Annotated in this window: 13 protein-coding genes and 4 tRNA genes; 4 read left to right on the top strand and 13 right to left on the bottom strand. The window is 64.7% G+C overall.

The window, feature by feature from the left end; translation table 11 throughout:
- Positions 1–50 precede the first annotated feature (50 nt).
- The 10 genes from pdxS to ACQU6B_RS05945 form a co-directional block, all read right to left on the bottom strand.
- Complete coding sequence (pdxS, locus tag ACQU6B_RS05990) at positions 51–956, bottom strand: pyridoxal 5'-phosphate synthase lyase subunit PdxS (RefSeq protein WP_430869129.1); 906 nt, start codon at positions 954–956, stop codon at positions 51–53.
- Positions 953–2,104: a glycosyltransferase family 4 protein gene (locus ACQU6B_RS05985; RefSeq protein WP_430869128.1), complete on the bottom strand. Its 1,152-nt coding sequence runs from the start codon at positions 2,102–2,104 to the stop codon at positions 953–955. The genes pdxS and ACQU6B_RS05985 overlap by 4 nt, the downstream gene beginning before the upstream one ends.
- Complete coding sequence (locus ACQU6B_RS05980; protein WP_430869127.1) at positions 2,101–2,985, bottom strand: phosphatidylinositol mannoside acyltransferase; 885 nt, start codon at positions 2,983–2,985, stop codon at positions 2,101–2,103. The genes ACQU6B_RS05985 and ACQU6B_RS05980 overlap by 4 nt, the downstream gene beginning before the upstream one ends.
- Positions 2,982–3,701, bottom strand: coding sequence for a phosphatidylinositol phosphate synthase (gene pgsA, locus ACQU6B_RS05975; protein WP_430869126.1), 720 nt, complete (start codon positions 3,699–3,701; stop codon positions 2,982–2,984). Before pgsA ends, ACQU6B_RS05980 begins: the two co-directional genes overlap by 4 nt.
- Before the next feature lie 87 nt (positions 3,702–3,788).
- A complete protein-coding gene (locus ACQU6B_RS05970) occupies positions 3,789–4,316 on the bottom strand; it encodes an HIT family protein (protein WP_430869219.1) in 528 nt (175 codons plus the stop codon).
- 27 nt (positions 4,317–4,343) lie between these two features.
- Positions 4,344–6,335, bottom strand: coding sequence for a threonine--tRNA ligase (gene thrS / locus ACQU6B_RS05965; RefSeq protein WP_430869218.1), 1,992 nt, complete (start codon positions 6,333–6,335; stop codon positions 4,344–4,346).
- A gap of 184 nt (positions 6,336–6,519) precedes the next feature.
- On the bottom strand, positions 6,520–6,681 hold the full coding sequence (locus ACQU6B_RS05960; protein WP_430869125.1) for a hypothetical protein: 162 nt from the start codon (positions 6,679–6,681) through the stop codon (positions 6,520–6,522).
- A 102-nt stretch (positions 6,682–6,783) separates the two neighbouring features.
- Entirely contained in the window at positions 6,784–7,656 is an 873-nt protein-coding gene (locus tag ACQU6B_RS05955; protein WP_430869124.1) for a bile acid:sodium symporter family protein, read from the bottom strand.
- Between the two features lie 96 nt (positions 7,657–7,752).
- Complete coding sequence (locus ACQU6B_RS05950; RefSeq protein ID WP_430869123.1) at positions 7,753–9,327, bottom strand: chitinase; 1,575 nt, start codon at positions 9,325–9,327, stop codon at positions 7,753–7,755.
- 76 nt (positions 9,328–9,403) lie between these two features.
- Positions 9,404–11,827, bottom strand: coding sequence for a glycosyltransferase family 2 protein (locus ACQU6B_RS05945; protein WP_430869122.1), 2,424 nt, complete (start codon positions 11,825–11,827; stop codon positions 9,404–9,406).
- An 813-nt stretch (positions 11,828–12,640) separates the two neighbouring features.
- Here ACQU6B_RS05945 and ACQU6B_RS05940 point away from each other — a divergent pair.
- Positions 12,641–16,813, top strand: a complete 4,173-nt coding sequence (locus ACQU6B_RS05940) for a DUF7507 domain-containing protein (protein WP_430869121.1) — start codon at positions 12,641–12,643, stop codon at positions 16,811–16,813.
- 663 nt (positions 16,814–17,476) lie between these two features.
- Here ACQU6B_RS05940 and ACQU6B_RS05935 read toward each other — a convergent pair.
- From ACQU6B_RS05935 to ACQU6B_RS05925, 3 genes are all read right to left on the bottom strand, one after another.
- Positions 17,477–17,551, bottom strand: a tRNA-Val gene (locus ACQU6B_RS05935).
- Between the two features lie 24 nt (positions 17,552–17,575).
- The gene (locus tag ACQU6B_RS05930; RefSeq protein ID WP_430869120.1) at positions 17,576–18,463 is read right to left on the bottom strand and encodes an aminotransferase class IV; all 888 of its coding nucleotides are present in this window, start codon (positions 18,461–18,463) and stop codon (positions 17,576–17,578) included.
- Complete coding sequence (locus ACQU6B_RS05925) at positions 18,460–19,557, bottom strand: chorismate-binding protein (RefSeq protein WP_430869119.1); 1,098 nt, start codon at positions 19,555–19,557, stop codon at positions 18,460–18,462. Before ACQU6B_RS05925 ends, ACQU6B_RS05930 begins: the two co-directional genes overlap by 4 nt.
- Before the next feature lie 187 nt (positions 19,558–19,744).
- Between ACQU6B_RS05925 and ACQU6B_RS05920 the strand changes: the two genes are divergently transcribed.
- From ACQU6B_RS05920 to ACQU6B_RS05910, 3 genes are all read left to right on the top strand, one after another.
- Positions 19,745–19,816 (top strand) — tRNA-Gly (locus tag ACQU6B_RS05920).
- A gap of 52 nt (positions 19,817–19,868) precedes the next feature.
- Positions 19,869–19,939, top strand: a tRNA-Cys gene (locus ACQU6B_RS05915).
- A 5-nt stretch (positions 19,940–19,944) separates the two neighbouring features.
- Positions 19,945–20,019, top strand: a tRNA-Val gene (locus ACQU6B_RS05910).
- Positions 20,020–20,081 lie beyond the last annotated feature (62 nt).

Below are 20,081 nucleotides of genomic sequence, written 5' to 3'. Positions count from 1 at the left end.
GCCACGTCTCGCTAGAGAGCCGGAACAGCGGCGACTCGAGGTGCCGTGCCCTACCAGCCGCGCTCGGCCAGGCGGTGAGGCTCAGGAACCTCTTCAACGTTGATGCCGACCATCGCCTCGCCGAGTCCACGCGAGACGTCCGCGACCACGGAGGCATCGTCGAAGAACGTGGTGGCCTTAACGATCGCCTTGGCGCGCTGCTCGGGGTTGCCGGACTTGAAGATTCCGGATCCCACGAAGACGCCCTCGGCGCCCAGCTGCATCATCATGGCGGCGTCGGCCGGGGTGGCGATTCCACCCGCGGTGAAGGTCACGACGGGGAGCTTGCCGGTCGCGGCGACCTCCTGGACCAGCTGCAGCGGAGCCTGGAGTTCCTTGGCTGCCACGTAGAGCTCGTCCTTGGGCATGGACGTGAGGCGCGCGATCTGCGAACGCAGCGTGCGCATGTGGGTGGTGGCGTTGGAGACGTCACCGGTGCCGGCCTCGCCCTTCGAGCGAATCATCGCGGCACCCTCGGAGATGCGACGCAGCGCCTCACCCAAGTTAGTGGCGCCGCAGACGAAGGGAACCGTGAAGTTCCACTTGTCGATGTGGTGGGTGTAGTCCGCGGGGGTCAGCACCTCGGACTCGTCGATGTAGTCGACGCCGAGGCTCTCGAGAATCTGCGCCTCGACAAAGTGTCCGATGCGGGCCTTGGCCATCACGGGGATGGAAACAGCGGCGATGATCTTCTCGATCATGTCGGGGTCGCTCATGCGCGAGACGCCACCCTGCGCGCGAATGTCCGCTGGTACACGCTCGAGTGCCATGACCGCGACCGCGCCTGCGTCCTCAGCGATCTTGGCCTGCTCGGCGTTGACGACGTCCATGATCACGCCGCCCTTGAGCATCTCGGCCATGCCGCGCTTGACCAGATCGGTGCCTACCTGGGGTGACTTAGCATCGGGCTGACTCATGAGGCTGCTTCCTTACTCTGATTGGGGTGGAATTCCGCGTCCATTCTAATCGCGTCGCGGTACGTCTCCAAGACCCGCGGCGCGACGACGTCCCAGTCGAACTCCTTGGCGCACTCCTGACCGAGCAGCGCCAGGGCGGCGCGCCCGTCCGGGTCGCCTAGCAAGGAGAGGACATGGGCGGCCAAATCGCCCGCGTCGCCTACGCGGTGAAACGCGACGGTCTCGACGCCGTCGACGTTCGTCGCGACGTCCTTGAACGCCGTCAGGTCGCTCGCGACGACGGCAGCTCCCGCAGCCATGGCCTCGACGAGCACGATTCCGAAGCTCTCACCGCCGAGGTTTGGCGCGCAGTAGATGTCCACGGAACTCATGAACACCTCCTTCTCGTCCTCCTGCAGCTCGCCGACTATCTCTGCCCCGGCGCGCGCCGCCTTTGCGGCCACGCGGTCGGAGAAGCGGCCAGCTACGAGGAAGCGGGTGCGGGGAAGTTTCGCCCTCACGATCGGGATCATGGCGAGGAAGTCGTCGAGCCCCTTGCGGGTCTCCTCCATGCGGCCCAGAATCCCGATGGTTGGGGCGGTCTTGGTCCCCTGCCACTCGCGCTTTGGCTGCGCGTTGACGTACCCCGAGGTGTCGACCCCGTTGGGGATGATGTGGGTGGCCGCGAGGTGCAGGTGCTGCTGAACGGTCTTGTCCGCCGACGGGGACACCGCGATGCGCGCATCGAGTTCCTCCATGCCCGGCTTGATGAACGGCTTGGCGATCCGCATGAGGCGCGAGTGGTCGTTCGACGTGTGGAAGGTCGCGACGGTCGGCCCGAGCCGGGCCCACATCGCGATCACGCTCAGCGACATCGTGCCTGGTTCGTGCAGGTGAACCACGTCAAAGTTGCCGTCCTGGAGCCAGCGCCGCACGCGTGCCGCGGTCAGCAGGCCAAAGGTGAGGCGCGCGGTCGAGCCGTTGTAGCTGACGGGGATTGACCGACCGCTCGCCTGAACGTAGGACGGCACCGGGGTGTTGGGCGCTGCGGGGGCCAGCACCGACACCTCGTGGCCGCGGGCGATGAGCGCCTCGGCGAGGTCGGTGACGTGGAGCTGCACGCCCCCGGGGCGATCGAGCGAGTAGGGGCAGACGATGCCAATCCTCATTCGATCCAGCCAAACCGTTGCAGCATGTGCCAGTCCTCCGGGTGCGCCGCGATCTGCTCGCTCATGAACGCTACCCAGGACTCTGTCATGGACTGCACCGCTTGCGGCTTAGGCCCGTCGGGGACACGTACGACCGGTCCAAACACCATCACCTTGCCGGTGCGAGACTTCGCTGCCTTGCGGCGCGCGCCTGTGAGCTTCTCGGAGTGGATGAACACCGGGATCAGGGGCGCCTTGGAGGAGGCGGCCAGCGCGGCGGGGCCCGGCGCGACGCGCGCGTCGTGTCCCCACATCTTGACCGCGATGCCGCTGCCCGACAGGTCCCGATCAGCTACCAGCGCCAGAATCCCCTTGCCGTTCGCGGCGGCGACTAGCCTGCGGAAGGTCGCCGAACCCTCGTGCCCAAAGATCGTCATGCCGAGGCCCTCGCGAAACGCGATGAACTCGTCGAACACTTCCTTGGGCTTTAGGACCTCGGCCACGGACGTCACCGGGCCCAGGTTACGGGCTCCGAAGGCGCCGATCAGGTCCCAGTTGCCTGAGTGGCTCAGGGGCGCGACGACCACGTTCTCGTCCTTAAGAGCCGCCACAAACTGCTCCGGGTTGTGCATCCTCACCCGGGCGTCAATCGCCTCCCCGCTCATGCGTGGGAGCTCAAGAACCTCCGCGTAATAGGCGGCGGTGGTGAGCATTCCGCGTCGGCTCAGCTTCCGCAGTGGCCGCCCCGACAGGCCCGTGACCTTGCTGAGGTTGCCTTCGAGCCGCGTGACCGACTTGCCGCGCATGAACCACGCGACGCTGCCCCCAGTCCAGGCCAGGCCGCGGATCACGGGTACGGGTAGGTAGCGCGACGTCCGCCACGCAGCAAGAAACATGTTCATTCGGAGGAGCCGCGGTCCTCTTCCATCGTGGCATTCTCACCCTGATTCGCGGGCTCGGACTCAGCGACGCCGGCCGCGCGCTTGCGCTCGTCCTCGCGACCCAGCTCGCGTTCGCGCTCCAGGTCCTCAACGGTGAGCGCGGGGTGGGCGCCAGGCGCCTTCTCCCCCGGCAACAAGGGAGACAGCGCCGAGGCACGCTTCACCGCCCATGAACGCTGCACCACGGTGATGAGGGCGGCGACGGCCAAGGCGTAGAGCGACCAGGTCAGCACCCACAGCGGCAGGCCGAGTCCCACGAGCCCGGTCGCCATCAGACCCACAAAGAGTCGGTCAGAGCGTTCCGCAATGCCGACGGAGGCGTCGATGCCGAGCGACTCGGCTCGGGCCCGCGCGTACGGGACAAAGGAGCCAATGGTGAGGCAGAGCATCGCCGCCAGCGCGGTGTTGCGGTCCACGTCGAGGAAGGTCCACACCAGCGCGCCAAAGATGGCCGCGTCCGCGACCCGGTCGAGCGTGGAGTCGAGGAAAGCGCCCAGGCGAGACGACAGCCCACCCAGCCGTGCCATCGTCCCGTCGATCATGTCCGTCATCGCGAAGAAGGTGATGATCAGCGCGCCCCAGAACAGCATCGTGCCGCCCTTGGGGAAGAAGTACAGCGCGCTGATAACCACGCCGAGCGTCCCGATGATGGTTATCGCGTTGGGGTGGATGCCCATCTTCAGTAAAGCGCGCGCTGGCGCTTCCAAGACTCTGGCGGCCAATGGCCGCAATTTGCCGAACATCAAATTCCTCTGCTCCGGGCGCTAGCCCTCGTTGGTCCAAGCCTCGCTGAGCCGCTGCCACGTGTCGTCCAAGAGCTCCGGAAGAGCCTTGGTCTGGGCAATGATCGGCAGGAAGTTGGAGTCGCCAGTCCATCGTGGCACGACGTGCTGGTGAAGGTGCTCAGCGATCCCGGCGCCGCCGACGGCGCCCTGGTTCATGCCGATGTTGAAACCCTTGGTGCCGCTCACGCGCTCGAGCACCCGCATGGCCTGCTGCGTCAGCGCGCCCATCTCGTCCCGCTCGGCATCCGTGGCGTCCGTGTACCAGCCGATGTGGCGGTAGGGACACACCATCAGGTGGCCGGGGTTGTAGGGGTACAGATTGAGCACCACGTAATTGAATTCACCGCGGAACACGACCAGGCTTTCGCGGTCGTTGCCGTCGATCTTCTGGCACAGCGGGCACTGGTGCTCGCCCTCGTACGCCTTGCGCTCCGAGGAGTGGCTGACATACGCCATACGATGCGGCGTCCAGAGGCGCTCGAAGCCGTCGGCCTCTCCGCCCATCATCTCGCCGTCAACGATGTCCACCACGCGCTACACCTGCACCTTGTCGGCGATGGCGGCCACGATGCGGGCCACCGCGTCGGCTACCGGCACCTGGTTGTCCTGGCTGCCGTCGCGCAGGCGGAAGCTGACCGCTCCGGCGTCCTTGTCGTCCCCGCCGGCGATCAGCACGAACGGCACCTTGTCCTTGGACGCGGACCGAATCTTCTTGGGGAACCGCTCGTCGGAGTCGTCCATCTCCGCGCGGACACCCTGCCGCTTGAGCTCGGCGACGATCTCGCCCAAGTACTCGTTGAAAGGCTCCGCCACCGGGATGGCGCGGACCTGCACCGGCGCCAACCACACGGGGAACTGGCCCGCGTAGTGCTCGGTGAGGATCGCGAAGAACCGCTCGATGGAGCCGAACAGCGCACGGTGGATCATCACCGGGCGCTGGCGCGAGTTGTCTGCGGCCGTGTACTCAAGCTCAAACCGCTCGGGCAGGTTGAAGTCAAGCTGGATGGTGGACATCTGCCATGAGCGACCGATCGCGTCACGGGTCTGAACCGAGATCTTGGGGCCGTAGAACGCCGCACCCTCGGGGTCAGGGACCAGCTCGAGCCCGGACGCGAGGCCCACCTGGCGTAGCGTCTCGGTGGCCTCCTCCCAGACGTCGTCGTCGCCCACGGACTTCTCGGGGTTGCGGGTGGACAGCTCCAGGTAGAAGTCGGTGAGCCCGTAGTCCTTCAGTAGGCCGAGCACAAAGTTCAGCGTCGTGGTGAGCTCGTCCTTCATCTGCTCGCGGGTGCAGTAGATGTGCGCATCGTCCTGAGTGAAGCCGCGGGCTCGCGTGAGTCCGTGGACCACTCCCGACTTCTCATTGCGGTACACCGTGCCGAACTCGAACATGCGCAGTGGCAGCTCGCGGTACGAGCGTCCGCGAGAGTCGAAGATCAGGTTGTGCATGGGGCAGTTCATGGGCTTCAGGTAGTAGTCCTGGCCCTGCTTAGTGATGTTGCCTTCGGCGTCGCGCTCCTCGTCCATGTGCATGGGCGGGTACATGCCGTCCGCGTACCAGTCGAGGTGACCGGAGGTCTCGAACAGCTGCTTCTTGGTCGCGTGGGGGGTGTAGACGAACTCGTAGCCCTCCTCGACGTGGCGCCTGCGCGAGTACTCCTCCATCTCCATGCGGATCACCCCACCCTTGGGGTGGAAGACCGCGAGACCGGAGCCGATCGCGTCGGGGAAGGAGAACAGGTCCATCTCCGCGCCCAGGCGGCGGTGGTCGCGGCGCTCGGCCTCGGCGAGGCGCTCCTTATACGACGTGAGTTCTTCCTTGGTCGGCCAGGCGGTGCCGTAAACGCGCTGCAGCTGCGGGTTGTTCTCGTTGCCGCGCCAGTAGGCGGCCGCGGAACGCATGAGTGACCAGCCGTTGGCGAGCACCTTGGTGTTCGCGACGTGCGGGCCCCGGCAGAGGTCCTTCCACTTGGTCTCGCCCTGGCGGTTGAGGTTGTCATAGATGGTCAGGCCGCCGTCGCCCACCTCGGCGGAGGCGCCCTCGGCCGCATCGGCCGCGTTGGACTTTAAGCCGACCAACTCGCACTTGTAGGGCTCGTCTGCCAGCTCGGCGAGCGCGTCGGCGTCGGTGATCTCGCGACGAGAGAACGTCTGGCCCTCCTTGACGATGCGCTGCATCGCCTTCTCGAGCGCCTTGAGGTCCTCCGGGGTGAAGGGCTCCTCGACGTCGAAGTCGTAGTAGAAGCCGTTCTCGATGGGCGGGCCGATGCCGAGCTTCGCGGCAGGGTTGATCTGCTGGACCGCCTGCGCCAGCACGTGCGCGGTCGAGTGGCGCAACACCATGAGGCCGTCCGGCTCGCTCACGGTCACCGCCTCGACGACGTCGCCTTCACTCAGCACACGCGCCAAGTCAACCAGCTCGCCCGCGACCCTCATCACGACCACGTCACGGCGGTCCTGGAACAGGACCAAGCCGGTGGTGCCGGTCTCGATCGAACGTTCTTCGCCGTCGATGGTCACGGTCATGCTGGCCACAGAGGAACCCCTTAGGTGTCGTCGGAGCGCACGCCGTCAGGCGCACACCCGATAATCGTACCGAGGTTCATGGGTCCGCCCGGCATCGGCTTGCCAAACGGGGTACCCGGGCGCGAACCACGCCGCGCGATCAAGCCGGGCGGCGCGGTTCGCAGCGATGATCTAGCGCAACGCTCTAGTCGTTGAGCTTCTTGGCTTGCTCGGCGAGCATGTCGACCTTGTCGTCGACGCTGTCGGGAGTCTTGGCCTTGATCTGGTCGACGGCATCGTCGATTTGCTCGTCCGAGACCTTGCCGGCCGCGTCCTTCGCATTGTTCATCATGTCGCCCATGTCCATGCTGACCTCCCGGTCGCTTGCTGTGGAAACCTCACGCGGGTGCGCACGTCCGACGCTACGCGAGTTGGTTTCGCGGCGCTCGCCGAGTGCCGCCTCACCGTGCTAGGCCGTCGCAGCCGCCTGCTCGCGCTCCGGCTTGCCGCCACGCTTGCCCATCTCCGCCGCGACAAGGATCAGTAGGACGGGGACCACAAGCGCGGCCACGAGCGTGCGCACCATCACGTCGCCATCGAGCGACACCGCAATGACCAGGGCGGCCGAGATGTTGCGCTGTGCCGTAGCGAAACTGGTGATCCTGCGGCTCGCGCTCGGCATACCGAACCCGGCCAGATATCCGGCCGCGTAGCTCACCACGACCAGGATGAGCGTGCCGACAAAGATCCAGGTGCCGACCGATGCGACGATCTCGCTCCAGTTGGTGAGGATGCCGGCGACCAGTCCGATCAGCAGCCCCATTATTGAGAGCTGATTCACTGGCTTGGCCCACGTCGCGGCGAGGCCCGTGTACCGGGCCCGGATGAACAGGCCGACGGCGAGCGGGATCAGCATGAGGACTATCAGTGAGGAGGCGATGTCCCAGGCGGAGACGGTGGCCCCCTTCACCACTAGCGGCACCACGATGGGCGCGTACACCACCGTCACGACCATGAGTAGCACCATGCCGCCCACAGCGAAGGCCGGGTCGCCCTTGGAGAGCTTGGCCAGCGTGGGCAGGAAGGGAGCCCCCGCACAGCACGAGACCAGGATCAACGCAGTCGCGGTGGCGTCATCCATCGGCAACACCGACGTGACCAGCACCATGATCGCGGGCACCACCACAAAGTTGGCCAACAGCAGCAGGATCACGAGCCGCGCGTTCTTCAGCGGTTCGACGATGCTCGCCACCGTGAGCTTCAAGCCCATCGATAACATGCTGGCCACGACGAACGCGAGTAGGCCGACCTTGGTGATTTCTAGCAATACGTCGCTGGGCATGGCGTGGCCTCTCCTACGTCAGTGTGCTGGAAGCGTAGCGCACCCGCCTCACGGGGCTGCGGTAAGAACCGCAACCCCGTGAGAGGCGCTAACTGGTTACTCCGCGCTTGCCGGCGTGATGAGCACCCAAGGAGAACCGCCTGCGACGGCCACACCCGGCTCCTGTCCCTCGGACCACCACTTGGCCTCATAAGGGACATTGCCTAGCTGCACTCGCGTGCCAGCGGAGTAGGTCTCGCTCACATCCCACTGCGGGTAACTGCCAGCGGGAAGCGTCGGCAGGGGTGCAGGGGTGTCGCCGGGCAGTACGGGCCCGACGAGGATCCACGGCAGGTCGCCGACGACGGCGGCCTGAGTATCCGGGGCGACGCCGCTGGTCCAGTAGCGCGCCTCGTAGACGTTGTGGTGCCAGACGATCATGGTTCCCGTTGGGTAGGTACCCAGCGGGTCCCAGATCGGGAACGGGCTGGTCTCGGGGTCGTCCGCCTCGTCAGTGGAGACGGCGGTGGGCGACTCGGACGGTGACGCAGAGGCCGACGGCGCATCGTCGGTGTCCGACGACTCGAACGGCGCGGACGGTAGGTCCTCCGCCAGAACCTCGGCGAAGGACTTGCCTCCCTGGTCAACCCCGCTGCAGAACGTCTGCACCACCGTGAGCACGGTGGGCAGCGGACTCTGGCAGGTGGCGTCACGGTTGAGCGACCACATGGACAGCTGGCCCACGCCGTTAGCCCGCGCAAACTCATTCACGGTCGCGGCGTCACCGAGGGTGAATACCTCGCCCGGGATGTCGTTCTGCCCGATCATCGGCGTGATACCCACCTTCTCCCACGCGTGCGTGACGGAGAGCTTGGTTCCGATGCGCGCGTACGCCTCGGTGACCTGGGCGTGCAGCGCGGTCGACGCCTCCAACACCACGTCGGAGTACGGCGCCGTGGCGGACACCCCGCTGTTGAAGTCCATGGTCATCCCGTTGACTCCGGCGAGGTCGACGCCAGCAGCAAGCATCTGGTCCACCGCGGTGATGCCCTCGGCCGTAAGGCCGGTGGGCGCGACGGGCAGCGTCAGCCACACGGAGAGGCTGCGGCCATCCTCGAGGGTCTGGTCCTGGACCGCCTTGATCGCGGCCGCCCGGCGGACTCCCGCCTCGGGATCTGCCAAGGAGGCGCCCTCGATGTCGAGGTCGATGCCCGTCAGCGTGTAGCGGTCGACCACTGACTGGTACGCATCCTGAAGGGCTGCCTCGTCGGTGCAGGTCACGGCAATTTCCGTGCCGGCCTGGCCTCCAAAGGAGACGCGTGCCTCCCCGCCCGTGCTTCGCAGCTGAGAGATGCGCCGGTCCAATTCGAGGTCGGCGGCGGCCTCGTCGAGGGAATAGGCCCCGCCCCACAACGGGGTGCAGCTGCTCGTCGGGTCGGCGACGATGAACGACAGAATCACGTGCGACTGCGCTGGCCCGACGGGCGTGCCGAAGGAGTACGTCGGCGTCACCGTCACGTCAACATAGGACGCAAAGACGGAGGGACCGGGCACGATCGGCTTGGTGACCACGGAGGCGAAGGCGTTGAATCCCGCCCACCCCAGCAGTCCAGTGCACACCAGCACCAGGGTGACCCGGAACAGGGAGATTCGAGTTCGAGGGGCGCTCGATACGGAAGTTGATTTGGTCATCGGGAACTCCAGATGTTGGTCAGGCGCGCTGACATGCTGTGTGCCGGCCGTCCGAGGAAGAAAATAGTCACGCCGCTTACCCGCGGTGACGCGCGCGGGTGTCGCCGCGCCGCTCCATAGGCGTGTCGCTCACGGCCGGAGAGGGCCGTTCGCCAGGCGCTCCGACGTAGTCGGGGCCAAAGTACAACACGGCATCCCAGTCGGGGTCGCCGGCGGCACCGCTCTCCTTGGGCTCCTCGCGGACCTTCGCGGGAATGCGCACCCAGTGCGTGAATCCGAGCACCACGTCGACAATCGAGTTACGGAATCCGATGAACGCGAAGATCGCATATGTCGTCAGTACCCCGTTGAACAGGGCGAAGGCGCCGTTGCTCCAGTTCTGCGTGATGACGTCGTTCGCGAGCGTGTAGAAGGAGAACGCCGCGATCAGGTACGCGGCGAGCACGTAGAGCGCCGGCGTAGACGTGCGGTTCTCGACCTTGGGTGTCCGCGCAAACGCAATCTTGGACTTCGCGGCTGCCTGTTGGAGGGACTTGATCGTCCCCGCGAGGTTGACCGGAAGCAACAGCAGGTTGAACGCGTACACCCGGAAGATGTCCGTCCGCTTGTACCCGAGTCGTTTGAAGTCGGAGGACATCGCCAGGAAGTACGGCAACGCCGCGACGACGATGACGGGGCTCAGCAGCTTCTCGTCGAACGGGAAAACCAGCAGCAGCACCAGCCCGATGCTCGCCCAGGAGATGGACGCCATGTAGTTGAAACGGAGCGCGGCCGACGCGCGAGGCACTCTGGTGCCCGCCTTGCGTTCGCGGCGACGGTAGCGGAGGAACTTGGGCAGGATGAGCAGGCCACCGTTGGCCCAACGTGCGCGCTGCACGACGAGCGAACCGAAGTCGGGAGGCGTGGCGCTGTAGCTGAGTCGCTCGGGGTAGTTAAAGAGCGACCATCCGGTGGCGATCAGGTCGATGCTGGACTCAGTGTCCTCGATGACGGTGCGGTCCTGTACGTACCTACGTACCTGCTGTCCCCCGACGTAGCTGACCTCAACGATGTCGTCGAGCGCCGCCTTTCGGATCACCGCGTTCGCGCCCACCCAGAAGGTAGCGCCAAAGTACGTCAGACCCTGGTGGAGGATGTGCTGAATGTCGGTAGTCGCGCCCGCGATCCGCTCGAGCCGCGTCTCCGCTCCGCGGAACGCAGAGTAGGGCGTCTGGATGACACCGATCCGCTCGTTGCCCGGCGCCTCCATGTAGTGCACCAGACGCAGGCAGTACTCACGCAAGAGCACGCTGTCGGCGTCGAGCGTCAGGATGTAGTCGCTGTCCGGAACGTCCATCACTTCGTCATTGGACACGTCCTCGTCGGTCGCGTCGCGCAGCACGATGCCGATCTTGGTGTCGACGGCGCGTACCTTGCGACCCATCAGGCCCATGTAGGCGTTGAGGTTCATCGCCTTGTTCGCGTCGTGCGGCAGGTGGGCGTACCGCTTGCGCTCGAAGGAGGTGAGCGTCGCGTCGAACGTCCACACGAGTCGGCGGCCGAGCTGGCTCAGACGGGCGGAAGGCAGCGGGGCCTTCTCGTCGAGCGAACGGAACAGCGCGCGTGCCGTGATCTCGAAGTCGCCGGCGAGACCGCCGAAGACTTCTTCGGACATGAAGTCGTCGGCGTGGCTCACGGATGCGTAGGAAGTGGCCTGATCGCGCAGCCAGGCGGCGGCCCAGACGTAGTCGAGCGCGAGGGAGCGCACCTGGTCGGGCGTACTCTGACCGTTGGTCTCCGCCGCAGCATCGTAAACACTGAGCGACGCGGCGAACCGATCGTGGGGCTCCTTCAGGAGTTCCTCGATCTCCCCTGCCAGTGCACGACAGCCCTCGAGGCTGTCCAGCGCGGCGGGGTCGGTGGGCGCGGGCGGATCGTCGATCAACAGCACGATGCGCATGCCGGGGTACTCCTGGAGCGCGGCCGACAGCAGCGTCGAGCGCACCACGGACGGCTCCTCGGCGTACGACGGCACCAGCACGGTCAGCGACGAGCGGTGGTCCGCCATAAACGCGTCAATCTCAGCGCGCGGCACCCGCGCATGGGTGCGGGACCGGTACAGCGCGCCCTGGCGCGCTAACAGGTACATGAAGGCGGAGAAGATCAGCAGGGTCATGATCGACACGTACAGCACCGTCTGGATGATGAACTGGCTATCGTTGATGCCGTTGTCGATGAACTGCGAGACCACGGATTGAATGAGGTACGCAGCCCAAGCCACCACAGTGACGGCCATGGCCAGCCCACCGAGCCAGGTGGCGCCGGTGCTCGCGGGCTTCTCCTGGATAGACAGAGGTGGTCGCGGGCGCTCAGCACCCCACTGTCGACGCCGCTTCTTGCGGGGACGTGGCTTCTCGTCGGTCTCCGCGTCCTCGGACACGTCGTCTTCGACGTCGACGGCCCCAGTTACGGCGTCGTTCAGGTCACGCGCGTCAGCGTCTTCAGCAATATTGACCGGCACAGGTCATTCCCCCTCAGTCGGACGTTTGGGCCTCAGCACCCTGTCCACAGGCTCACGTTGATCGCAACGCCGCCTCGCAAAGTGTAACTGGATGCTTTTAAAGAGCAAGGGGTTCACGGCCGATCGCAAGCACGCTGGGAATCAGACGCCGCCGACTGTTGGCCACATGTCGCGGGCACCAACCGGGGAGGGTGTCCACCTTGCCCCAGTTTGTCACCCCAATATCGCGATTCTGGGCACACCTGTGGCCGGTGGCACGCGGGGTGCGGCTATTTCAACGACCCTTTGTAACGCCAATTGCCACTGGTGAGGAGTTCCTCACAACGGCAAGCGGCGCATATTCATCTCCTCACGCCACCAACACCCTGTGTTCCTGCGACTCCTTCAGCGGCAGTTTGAGGACCATTCATGGATCCCGTTACTTGACCTGTTTTGTCACAGGTCAAGAGCGCCATAAGCCAAAGATATTCGAATGTCCTGCGTTGTCTTCCCGACTCATCATGAATTTCGGTCCCATTTGCCTGGCCGCGCCCGTGTCGCACACCGATCGGCCACCAAGTACCACTCTCTAACCGCGCTAGTTTTGGCCGCAGCATCCAAAAAATGCCGGACTGCGGGCAAGAAGCCGCGCGTAGTTGTCTGTGATCATCAGGGGGAATGACTATGTTCGGTCAAGTGCAGCACGGCATGCCACACGGAGTTGGTTCCGCGCTAAGACGAGCGGGGCGCACCCGAAAGACCGCGATCTCGACAGCTCTGGTGGCCTTACTTGCGACCACCGTGATGCTCCCGGCAGCGGCAAGCGCCGCGCCTGTGTCTGAGATCGAGACCCGGTGGGCGGACGGCACGCCCGCATCGTCCACGATCGGTCAGGTCGTGGTCGCTGAAGTCCGGATCAACGTCAATGACGATGCAGCCGCCCCCAGCAACGACGACGTCGACAACTTCACCGCTAACTTCACGACAGCGCAAGGCAAGTTCACTGACCTGCCTGACGCCTGCCTCGTGACCGGAGTCACCCCGGCCTCGAGCATCGCAGCCGACGGCCTGTCCATGGTCTGCAACTTTGGCACCCAGGAGCAGGGCACTGCGCTTGCGCTTCAGGTCCCCATCCAAGTGGTTGGCGGCCCCAACAGCACCAGCGGCGAGCTGAGCTTCGGCGCATCCGTCGGCTCTGTCACCGCGCCAGAACTGACCCACGAGGTCATCGCGCCGTTCATGATGGACTTCACGCTGGCCGGTAACTCCAACGTCGCGTCGCGAAACGGAGACACTCGTATTTTGCAGTTCGAGTACACGCTGAACCTGGGCAAGGGATCCATCGTCGGCCCCAACTCTGTGTCGTACACCCTCAACGTGAACCCCACCGTGGGCACCATTACCAGCGTGAACGCGTGCGGCGCGTTCACCGATCAGGTTGCCTCGAGTCACCCGAACTCGGGTGCAGGCTCCGACATTGAGCAAACTGCACCTGAGGCAGGCACATGCTCCATCACTCGGGTTGGCTCGACGAACAACTTCATTCTGACGCTGACGGGTATCGACTACTCGTTGACGCAGGTGCCGACCGAGAACTCCAGCGGCTACCTGCTGCGTGTCGATCGTTCCGCGGTCGCATCCGGCAAGTTCACCGTCAATGTGGAGTCCGCCGGCGGCGGAAGTGCGACGGTGTCAGCGAACACCCCCACCTACACATCGGCTGACGGTACGGCCACCTCGGCTGATGAGGCGTTCAACAACACGGCGTCAAAGGCGTTCACGAACCCCGGAGTGTGGATTTCATCCTGGAACCGACCGTTCTCCGGTTCTGGCGGCACCTCGTTCGATGACACGTTCCGGGTTTCTCCTGGCACCCACGTGCGTTCGTCGACCTACTTCACACAGTCTGTCTCGAACTTCAACCTCGCTGACACTCAGAACGTTGGTCTGTGCACGATCCTTGACAACAAGTACGTCGACTACGAGACCGCCTACATGGTTACTGCCCCTGACGCTAGCGCGCGCTTGGCGGCCAGCTACCAGTGGTACGTCGGTGGAACGCAGGCGGTCATCAACCCCGCCTCCGCAAGCTACAACCCTGGATCGCTGAATAACTGTGGTGAGCTCACCGGCGGAACTTGGGTGACTACGGTACCTACGGATAAGTCGACCATCCAGGCAGTGCGCTCCCTGATCCCGTTTGGTGATGTGAAGAACAACACCATTACCCACATGTTCGTGGAGCAGATGATCCAGGATGACGCTCCCGTAGGTATGGACGTGTGGCAGTTCAGCAGCTACTTCATCGGTGGTACGGGCTGGCTCCCAACAGACGCTTCTACGGCGTCCACCACGCCGACCCCGGACGCCCGCTACCCCCACACGAATGGCTACCGTGACGTACTGCGCGTTGTCGGCCTCACGCCAAACATCGAGAAGTCTGTGGACAACACGGTCTTGGCTCTCGGCACGGCGGCGACGTTTACGTTGACGTACTCGGCCAACGGTGCTGCGGCGCCAGCAACGGTTGACGGGTACGAGATCGTTGACACGATGCCTGCCGGTCTGACCTATGTTGCCGGCTCGGCAAGTCCTGAGCCGGTTGTCACTGTTTCTGGTGACCACCAGGTTCTCACCTGGAACCTTGACGGCGTCCCCACCAACGAGGAGAACACGCTGACCTATGAGGCTGTGGCCAACGAGAACGCGACCCCCGGTCAGCGTTTGACCAACGTCGTTGAGTCCTCTGTTCAGACTCGCACCTCGGCTGAGGCATCGGCTTCAACCACGGTCGCGAACAGCGGTCGCACCATCATCGGTAAGTCTGCCGACCAGGCACTCATCCCCAACGTTGACGGCAACGGCAACGGTGAGGGTTCCTGGACGGTGACTCTTCGTTCAGAAGACCCCACTGCGCAGGCGTTCACTGATGTGATCGACATCCTGCCCTACAACGGTGACGGTCGCGGAACTGATTTCGATGGCACGTACTCCGTGACTGACGTGGTCTCCACCGGCACGGTCTACTACACGACGGCGGCTCCGGCCACGATCAGCGACGACCCGGCTGACGCCACCAACGGTGCAGCAGGCGACACCACCGGCAACACCATCGGTTGGACGACGACGGCCCCGGCTGACGCGTCCACGATCACCGCGGTGCGTGTCATCGGGGGTACGTTCCTTCCCTCCCAGACGCGGTCCTTCCAGATCGTGATTGAAACTGCAGGTGCCTCCGGTGGCGACGTGTTCGTCAACCGCTCACAGGGCCGTGCGGAGCACACCGAACTGGTGATGCGTACTTCGGCACCGACGACCGTGTCGCAGTTCTTCGCGTACGACCTGAAGAAGTACGTGCTTGGCGCCGACGGCGAATGGCACGACGCGCAGGACACCAACGACGCCGACTGGCCGCAGCTGAGCCCCGGCGCCACCGCCCAGTACAAGTTCGTGGTGACCAACACCGGTCAGGGCGACCTTGCCGACATCGTGGTCGCTGACCCGCTGCTCGGTGTGAACTGGGAAATCGACTCGTTGGACGCAGGAGATAGCGTCGAGTCGGCCACGTACGACTACGCGATCACCGACGAGACGGAAAGCCCGCTTCGTAACGAAGCATGCGCAACGGCACCACTACCGGCTAGCTCCTCACAGGCCGAGCTCGCAGAGTCCTGCGACGAGGCGAACATCGAGATTGGTGCGTACACGGTCTCCAAGACCAGCGACCCGGTCTCTGGTTCCGAGGTCGAGACCGGTGACGTCGTCACCTACACGGTTGAGGTCAAGCACGAGGGCGACGCCGACATCATGGCTTCGTTCGACGACACTCTTACCGCGGTCCTCGACGACGCCGACTACAACAACGACGTGACTGCCTCGGCAGGAACTGCGTCAATCACGGGCGACGTGTTGTCCTGGGCGGGCGAATTGTCCGAGAGTGACGTTGTTGAGGTCACCTACTCGGTGACGGTCACCAACGCTGGCGACAAGGAGATGACCAACGTTGTCGCCCCCACCGCCCCCAACGGCGTTTGCGTTCCGGCAGATGACGAAAACGCGGACTGCACCACCACACACACCGTTCTCGAGGACGGCTCGTACACGGTCTCCAAGACCAGCAACCCGGCCTCCGGGTCCGCGGTTGAGATCGGTGACGTCGTCACCTACACGGTAGAAGTTGTCCACCAGGGCGAGACTGATGTTGATGCGTCGTTCGACGACACCTTGACTGCAGTTCTGGATGACGCCGACTACAACGACGATGTGACTGCTTCGGCGGGCACAGCTTCTGTGACTGGTGACGTTCTCTCGTGGACGGGAACACTCTCCGAGGATGACGTCGTAAATGTCACGTATTCAGTGACAGTCACGGGTGCTGGCGACAAGGTGATGACCAACGTTGTCGCACCGACCACGACAGAGGGCACCTGCGTTCCGGCAGATGACGAGAACGCGGAGTGCACCACCACGCACCGGGTCCTCGAGGCCGGTTCGTACACGGTCTCCAAGACCAGCGATCCGATTTCGGGATCCACGATCGAGGTAGGCGACGTCGTCACCTACACGGTCGAGGTCAACCACCTTGGCGAGGCTGACGTTCCGGCTTCGTTTGAGGACACTCTGACTGGGGTACTCGCACACGCCAGCTTCAATGACGATGTGGCCGCCACCGCGGGCACAACGACGATGGCTGGTGACGTGCTGACGTGGACGGGAGTTCTATCCGAAGGGGACGTCGTCGAGGTGACGTACTCCGTCACGCTGACGAGTGCCGGTGAAATCACGAACGTGGTCGCACCGACATCGCCCAACGGCACTTGCGTTGCCGCACCCGACGAGAACCCGGACTGCACCACCACGCACCGTGTAACCGAAGGCGGCACAGTGGGAGATTCAGGACTCCTCTCGAACACGGGAGCGAACCTCACGCTCGGCGCAGTGGCATTGCTCATGACATTGCTCGGTGGCGCTTTCATCGCCGTGCGACGTAGGAACTACGTCATGTAGGGACATCCCCTCGCTTAAGTGCCCGGAACTGACTCGAGTCGGCTCCGGGCACTTTTGTCTTTCCTGACCCGTAAGCCCCGACTCCCCCGGCTTGCGGCAGCCCTTGGTGCCGGTCCGTAATCAAGTGGTATAAATTGCGGCCTCAACTAGTCTCGCGAAACCATCCCTCGTTGCGAGAGCCTGCATGGCGCGCGGGCCCCATGCCCCAAATCGCCTGCCATGGGCGACTGAGGGCGCGTACGGCTCCGGCGGCAAGGGCGGGCGGCACGCCGGCCGATGCGGCGCTTCAGCGGCGTTGCTCAAGACCATTGGCCCCCGGCCTTCGAGTCTGTCGCCGTGCTCTTCCGGTCAGGAAGGACCATTACGGCATGAGGCGAGAGTGGTGCTCGCCAGACTACGACGCGAGAGGTGCCCTAACTCGGCGAGTGCGGGGTTTAGCCCGGCACATCCACCAGCATGTCGATCGCTTCCAGAGCTTCGTTCCCGAGCCGGCGTCGACGCCATCGATCTGCGGCGTTTTGCATATCTGGTTTTCGGCCCGCGGCCCGCGGTGTGAACCGAATAGAGTCCATTCACACTCAACTTCGCCGCTACGTGCGCTGGCGCCGGTCCGATAACTCAGGTTCTACGCGGTCCATCACGTCTCTTGGCTACCGTTCTTGATGGTGGGCGATACTGGGATCGAACCAGTGACCTCTTCCGTGTGAAGGAAGCGCGCTACCCCTGCGCCAATCGCCCTGAAAGCAGACTCCATACTAGCGGCTATTTTTGCCGCGGCGGGACCGGATCCGGGTTGTCGCCAGCGAACTCGTCGAACGTGCGCGTGAGCCGCCTCAGAATCGGCCCGCGTTCAAGGGAAACCCCGTCGAGGCTGTCCAACGGCTGGACCCCCCGGGTCGACGAGGACACCGCAGCAAACGCGGAGCCCTCACGGACCCTATCGAGCACGGACATGTCCAACTCCCCCACGTCTGCGGCGCGAATGGGCAGGCCCACCCGGGTGCCCCACTCGAGCGCGAGCCCCCTGGTGATGCCAGCGAGGCAGCCCGAGGCCAGCGGCGGCGTGAGCACCTCGCCATCTACCTCGATGAAGATGTTGGTTCCTGTGCCCTCGCACAGGTGACCGTGGGTGTTGGCGATAATCGCCTCGTCCGCGCCCTTGCCCGCCGCGAACTGAGACATCACGACGTTCTCCGCGTACGACGTCGACTTCACGCCCGCGATAGCCGAGCGCTCGTTGCGCACCCAAGGCGCGCGCACCGCCCTGCACCGCTCCGGCGCCGGCGCGTCGGACCCGACCACGATGAGCGATGGCGGGCCGTCACCACGCACGTAGCTCATCGGCCCCGGCCCGGAGACCAGAGTGAGCCTCAGGCGAGTGAGCTCGATTGGCTCGCCTGCCTCGGAGGCAGCGTTCGTGACGGCTTGGATTCCCGCCCGCACCTGATCAGCGTCGATGGGGTCGAAACCTAGGCGCTGCGCGGAATACGAGAGTCGCGCGATGTGGCGCGAAAGGGCAAAAGGAACCCCCTCCGCGACCGCCATCGTCTCAAACACTCCGTCGCCCACGGTAAGCCCGTGGTCTGTGGCCGCCAACAATGGCGTATCCGCAGCCACGAGGCTACCGTTCACCCACACCACGATGCTCATGGGGCCATTGTGTCCGTACTTGCCAGGGCAATCAAGCGCTTGGCCTTAAGTTCCGTCTCCTGCCACTCGCCCTCCGGATCGGACCCCCAGGTGATTCCCGCTCCGGTGCCGAATTTCAGGGTGCCGCCGGACTCCGGTTCCCACCAAAACGTCCTAATGCCCACCGCGAGCTCGGCGCGGCGTGCGTCGGCGTCGATCCAACCCAGACCGCCGCAATAGGGGCCGCGAGTGGCGCGCTCCTCGCGAGCGATGATCTCGAGCGCGCTGGACTTTGGCGCGCCGGAGACGGAGCCGGGAGGGAAGGTCCCGGCTAGCAGCGCTGGCCACATCTGAGGGGTCCAGTCGAACTCCGGCGCGAGGTTTGCCTGAACGGTGCTTTGCAGGTGGGAGAGCCCCGGGTGCTCGTGCTCAGCTAGGAACTCGGGGACGCGCACGCTGCCCGGCACCGCCACCTGCGAGAGATCGTTGCGAATCAGATCGGTGATCATGACGTTCTCAGCCTCGTCCTTTGGCAGCATCGACTCCCCCGGGGCAGCCGTGCCCTTGATGGGCGCGGATGTCAGTATCGCGCCCTCAATGCCCAGGTACAGCTCGGGCGAGGCGGACACCACCCAAGCGCCGGGGTGCCCGTCGATGCTGGGCACCACGATCCGGGAGGCGAAGCGAGCGGGATTTCCCGTCGCGAGAACCTGGGAGAGCGCTACGGCATCGGGTCCGGGCGCTGCGGCGGGCAGCGACGCCGACATCACCCGGCACAGATTTACCTGGTAGACGTCACCCTCACTGATCGCGCCACGAATGCTCTGCACGCCCCGCACGTACTCATCGCGATCCATCGATGTCGCCCAGCCTGCGGGAGAGGGTCCCCTCCACGTCCGCGGTTCGGGGGCGGCCTCGACGCCGTCGGTACGCTCCACCTCAGCGAAGCGCCAGGCGGTGATGGCGCCGTCAAACTCCGCGACCAGCACCCAGAAACCCGACTCGGACAGCCTCGCGCCCTGGGTCGCGACGTCGATTCGCTCGACCGGAATGCGCGCCCGAACGCCGCGGAACTCAGCGCTGCCTTCTCGGCGAGGGTCTCGGCTCCAGTCCACGCCCTAACGCTAGCGGTACGCCGACGGTGTCGGTCGAGGTTGGGACGGGTTTTGGTACCGAAGGGGCCCCATTGAGCGTGATCACGAGCGGGAACAGGCACAACGGGACGGCGCGCCAGTCGCGGATTGGTAAACCGGCCAACTTTCGGATATTGTCATCTCCTGTTCGAGGGAATACCGAGAACATGCGGACGTAGCTCAGTGGTAGAGCATCACCTTGCCAAGGTGAGGGTCGCGGGTTCAAATCCCGTCGTCCGCTCGGAGACATGATTTTGTTTTCGTACCTGGTACGAAGGCACAAATCACTTCGTGGTGGAGTGGCCGAGAGGCGAGGCAGCGGCCTGCAAAGCCGTATACGTGGGTTCGAATCCCATCTCCACCTCGCATGGGCCATTGGCGCAGCGGTAGCGCGCTTCCCTGACACGGAAGAGGTCACTGGTTCGATCCCAGTATGGCCCACCATGCAAAGAGAAAGCCGGTTGCGGCCCTAACGGGCCGGGACCGGCTTTTTTATTGCCCGTTCA

Source organism: Demequina aurantiaca, assembly GCF_050598105.1.
GTDB lineage: Bacteria > Actinomycetota > Actinomycetes > Actinomycetales > Demequinaceae > Demequina > Demequina aurantiaca_A.
Note: the sequence above shows the minus strand (reverse complement) of the source record. Positions and strands in the feature narration are given on the sequence as shown.

What these genes read in the sequence shown, in the direction of transcription:
- ACQU6B_RS05955 (WP_430869124.1), bottom strand. Translation starts at nt 7,656, where the DNA reads ATGCCCAGCGACGTATTGCTAGAAATCACCAAGGTCGGCCTACTCGCG.
- pgsA (WP_430869126.1), bottom strand. Translation starts at nt 3,701, where the DNA reads ATGGGCATCCACCCCAACGCGATAACCATCATCGGGACGCTCGGCGTG.
- ACQU6B_RS05985 (WP_430869128.1), bottom strand. Translation starts at nt 2,104, where the DNA reads ATGAGGATTGGCATCGTCTGCCCCTACTCGCTCGATCGCCCCGGGGGC.
- pdxS (WP_430869129.1), bottom strand. Translation starts at nt 956, where the DNA reads ATGAGTCAGCCCGATGCTAAGTCACCCCAGGTAGGCACCGATCTGGTC.
- ACQU6B_RS05970 (WP_430869219.1), bottom strand. Translation starts at nt 4,316, where the DNA reads ATGATGGGCGGAGAGGCCGACGGCTTCGAGCGCCTCTGGACGCCGCAT.
- ACQU6B_RS05960 (WP_430869125.1), bottom strand. Translation starts at nt 6,681, where the DNA reads ATGGACATGGGCGACATGATGAACAATGCGAAGGACGCGGCCGGCAAG.
- ACQU6B_RS05980 (WP_430869127.1), bottom strand. Translation starts at nt 2,985, where the DNA reads ATGAACATGTTTCTTGCTGCGTGGCGGACGTCGCGCTACCTACCCGTA.
- thrS (WP_430869218.1), bottom strand. Translation starts at nt 6,335, where the DNA reads ATGACCGTGACCATCGACGGCGAAGAACGTTCGATCGAGACCGGCACC.
- ACQU6B_RS05930 (WP_430869120.1), bottom strand. Translation starts at nt 18,463, where the DNA reads ATGAGCATCGTGGTGTGGGTGAACGGTAGCCTCGTGGCTGCGGATACG.
- ACQU6B_RS05950 (WP_430869123.1), bottom strand. Translation starts at nt 9,327, where the DNA reads ATGACCAAATCAACTTCCGTATCGAGCGCCCCTCGAACTCGAATCTCC.